This window comes from Pseudoxanthomonas sp. LjRoot204_2, assembly GCF_056175765.1.
Genome location: NZ_JBGFFG010000303.1, coordinates 1 through 4,177, shown reverse-complemented (window position 1 = coordinate 4,177; position 4,177 = coordinate 1). Strand labels below are relative to the sequence as shown.

Sequence of the window (4,177 nt, the reverse complement as noted above, 5' to 3'; positions counted from 1 at the left end):
ATGTCGCCCATCATGCGCAGGGCGAACTCCGTGCTGAAGATGCAGGTGTTCTGCGCCTGGTCTTCCTTGAGGATGTCGGCCTGCACGGTGCCGCGCACGGTGGCCAGCGTCTCGGCCTTGATGCGGGCGTAAGTGTCTTCATCCACCAGCTGGTCGCCGGTGATGCCCAGCAGGCCCAGGCCCAGCCCGTTGTTGGTCGGCGGCAGTTCGCCGTGGTACTGCGGACGCGCGCGACCTTCGAAGAACGCATCGATCTTCGCGCTCGCTTCGGCCCAGCGCGCGTCGTCGGCCTTCAGGTACTTCTCCACCTGCTGGTCGACGGCGGTGTTCATGAACATCGCTAGGATGATCGGCGCCGGGCCGTTGATCGTCATCGACACCGAGGTGGTCGGCGCGCACAGGTCGAAGCCGGAGTACAGCTTCTTCATGTCGTCCAGCGTGGGGATGTTGACGCCGGAGTTGCCGATCTTGCCGTAGATGTCCGGGCGCGGCGCCGGGTCTTCGCCGTACAGCGTGACGCTGTCGAAGGCGGTGGACAGGCGCGCGGCCGGCTGGCCGACCGACAGGTAATGGAAGCGGCGGTTGGTGCGCTCCGGCGTGCCTTCGCCGGCGAACATGCGGATGGGGTCCTCGCCGGTGCGGCGGTACGGATACACGCCGCCGGTGTACGGATAGCTGCCGGGCAGGTTCTCTTTCTGCAGGAACGTCAGCAGTTCRCCCCAGCCCTGGTACGGCGGCGGCGCGATCTTCGGGATCTGCTGGTGGCTGAGCGATTCGCGGTAGTTCTCGATGCGGATGGTCTTGCCGCGCACCTGGTACTCGTTGACCGGATCGGTCACGGCCTTGTGGCGGGCCGGCCATTCGCGCAGCAGCTTGAGCGCTTCGGACGACAGCGACTGGAGGGCATCGTTGTAGCGCTGGCGCAGCGTAAGCAGCGAACGGTCGATGGAATGCTGCTCCGTGGGAGCGACGTGAGTCGCGACTGACGTCGCKCCCACGACGGCATCCGATGCATACAACTCCAGCGCCTTCGGCAGTGCCGGATCTTCCAGGTCCTTCAACGCATTCCAGTAATGCTGCGCGCGGCTGGCGGTCTCGGCTTCGGTCTCGATGCGGCGGTTGATGCCGCGGCCCTGCTCCGCAATTTCGGCCAGGTAGCGCACGCGGCTACCGGGGATCAGAACGGTGGCGCGCGGCTCCTTCAGTTCGGTATCGAGCGCGGGCGTCCACTTCTCGGCTGGCAGCTGCAGCTTCTCGCGCAGCAGGCGGCACAGGTTGGCGAACATCCAGCTGACGCCGGGGTCGTTGAACTGGCTGGCGATGGTGGGATACACCGGCACGTCGGCGTCCGGCGTCTGGAAGGCCACGCGGTTGCGCTTCCACTGCTTGCGCACGTCACGCAGCGCGTCTTCGGCGCCGCGCTTGTCGTACTTGTTCAGCACGATCAGCTCGGCGAAGTCGATCATGTCGATCTTCTCCAGCTGGCTGGCCGCGCCGTAGTCGCTGGTCATCACGTACATCGGGAAGTCGACCAGGTCGACGATTTCCGAATCGCTCTGGCCGATGCCGGCGGTCTCGACGATCACCAGGTCGAAGCCCAGCGACTTCAGGAACGCGATGCAGTCCTTCAACACCGCATTGGTCGCCACGTGCTGGCGGCGCGTGGCCATCGAGCGCATGTAGATGCGGTCGCTGCGCAGCGCGTTCATGCGGATGCGGTCGCCGAGCAGCGCGCCGCCGGTGCGGCGACGGGTGGGATCGACCGAGATCACCGCGATATGCATCTGCGGGAAGCAGGACAGGAAGCGGTTCATCAGTTCGTCGGTGACCGACGACTTGCCGGCGCCGCCGGTGCCGGTGATGCCGACCACCGGCGTTGGCCGCGCGGGGAACGGCGCATGCGGGCCCTTGGCCCACTGCGCGCGCAGCTTCTCCAGGTCGGCGTCGGAATAGCGGCCGTCCTCGATGGCGCTGAGCACGCGGCCGATGCCGGCCTCGTCGGTGAGCTTGGGCTGCGCGGGCGCGGCGTCGCGATCGGCGGCGACCTGCACGCGGCCTTCTTCGGCGCGCTTGACCACGTCCTGGATCATTTCGACCAGGCCCATCTTCATGCCGTCGTTCGGGTGGTAGATGCGCTCCACGCCGTAGGCCTGCAGTTCGGCGATCTCTTCCGGCGTGATGGTGCCGCCGCCGCCGCCGAACACGCGCACGTGGCCGGCGCCGCGTTCCTTCAACATGTCGACCATGTACTTGAAGTATTCGACGTGCCCGCCCTGGTAGCTGGACAGCGCGATGCCGTCGGCGTCTTCCTGCAGCGCGGCGCGGACCACGTCCTCGACGCTGCGGTTGTGGCCGAGGTGGATCACTTCCGCACCCTCGCCCTGGATCAGGCGGCGCATGATGTTGATGGCCGCGTCGTGCCCGTCGAACAGGCTGGCGGCGGTGACGAAGCGCAGCGGCGTGGCGTCGGCCTGGGTGGCGGGGAACTGGCTGGCGGGTGTACTCACGCGTGCTCACTTGCAGGACGGACAGACGCGGGATTGTAGCCGCTCGCGCGTGATCACCTCACCAATTGCACACCAGTGGACACCGCACGCGCACCCTACGGTGGCGTGCGGTCACGCCGTTCGCGTCAGCACAGGCCGAACGGCAGCTCGCGCGTGGACACCACGCGTTGTCCCACGGCTTCGCCGCGCAGGAAGCGCAAGGCGGCATCGAGCGTTTCCGGCGCGATGGTCACGCGATGGTGGCCGAGCCCGTTCGTGCTGAGCAGCGTGGCCTGCGGCCAGTAGCGCGCGTAGCGCTCGCCTTCGCACCACGGCACGTCGGTGTCTTCCAGGTCGTGCACGACCAGGCCGGGCCGCGCGATCTGCGGCGCGGTGGCCTGCGCGTGGAGGTCGCGGATGTCGTGCGCGGTGAGTTCCTGGTACTCGTCGAACAGCCGCCGGCTGAGGAACTGCGCCAGCCCCACCATGCCGCCGAAGCGGCGCGCGGCATCGAACGGATCGGCGGCGGGCGCCAGCAGGATCACGCGCTCGGCCTGCAGCCCGCGCGCCATTGCGATCGCGCTCGCGGCGCCGCCGAGCGAATGACCGACGACRGCGGCCAGCGGACCGGTGTGGTCGGCGACCCGGGCGATCGCTTCGGCGAACATCGGCAGCGTGGCGCGGCGTCCGCTGCTGCGGCCATGCGCGGGCTGGTCGAACGTCACCACGGCATAGCCGGCGCGGCGCAGCGGTTCCACCCACGGCAGGAAGCGCAGGCCGAAGCTGGACCAGCCATGGGCCAGCAGCACGGTCGGTTCGCGGGCCGGATCGCCCCAGGTATAGGTGGTCAGGCGTTCGCGGCCGAAGGCCAGTTCGCCCAGCCGCGCGCCGCCGGTGTCGGCCTGTCTGGCTCGCGTGCGGGCACCGGGCATCGGCGTGCAAAAGAGCTGGAACGCCCGGGTCAGCGTGCTGCGCGGGGCGAGCCAGCTGCCGACGGCGAGACGGGCGCTCAGCAGGCGCAGCGCGAGGGGTTTACGAACGGTCGTGCTATTTTGACGGACAGTGACAGCGGCCATGGCGGTGGACCTCGGGGGCGTCAGGCGGGGGTGGAGACAGCGGGTGCGCCGTAGGACGCCAGCAGGCGGTCCAGGGAACGGCGGGCGAGCAGCGGGGCCTGTTCGGCGTCATAAAGCCGGGCGTCGTGCAGGCCCTGGGCGACGGCGAACAGTTCGAACGCGAGCAGGACCGGATCGGTCTTCGGCGACAGCTCACCGGTGTCGATGCACATGCCGATCGCCTTGACCAGTTGCTGGCGCAGCTGCAGCAGCCAATCGACGATGCGGTCGCGCAGCAGGCCCGGGCGGGCGTCGTATTCATGGGCGGCGGCCAGGATCACGCAACCATCCGGGTTGTCGCAGACCCACTGGAACCAGTGTTCCATGATGGCGCGCAGGCGCGGCAGGCCGCGCGGCTGGCTGATGGCCGGCCCGATCACGGCGCGGGCGTAGCGCTCGGCCGTCCACTCCAGCACGGTCAGCTGCAGGTCTTCGCGGGAGCCGAAGTGGGCGAAGACGCCGCTCTTCGACATGCCGGCGGCCGTGGCCAGCTCACCGATCGACAGGCCTTCCAGCCCGTGCCGGGCGGCGATGTCGTAGGCCCGCGCCACGATCATCTCGCGGGTGGCATTGCCT

3 protein-coding genes are annotated in these 4,177 nt (G+C 68.8%); all 3 read right to left on the bottom strand.

Annotation, left to right across the window (positions count from 1 at the left end; genetic code table 11):
* A partial coding sequence (locus AC04L7_RS13515; protein ID WP_475513195.1) for a methylmalonyl-CoA mutase family protein occupies nt 1–2,507 on the bottom strand: 2,507 nt, incomplete at its 3' end.
* A 125-nt stretch (nt 2,508–2,632) separates the two neighbouring features.
* Nucleotides 2,633–3,562: an alpha/beta hydrolase gene (locus tag AC04L7_RS13510; protein WP_296282960.1), complete on the bottom strand. Its 930-nt coding sequence runs from the start codon at nt 3,560–3,562 to the stop codon at nt 2,633–2,635.
* Between the two features lie 20 nt (nt 3,563–3,582).
* Nucleotides 3,583–4,177: TetR/AcrR family transcriptional regulator (locus AC04L7_RS13505; protein ID WP_475513194.1), on the bottom strand; the 595-nt coding region annotated here is incomplete at its 5' end.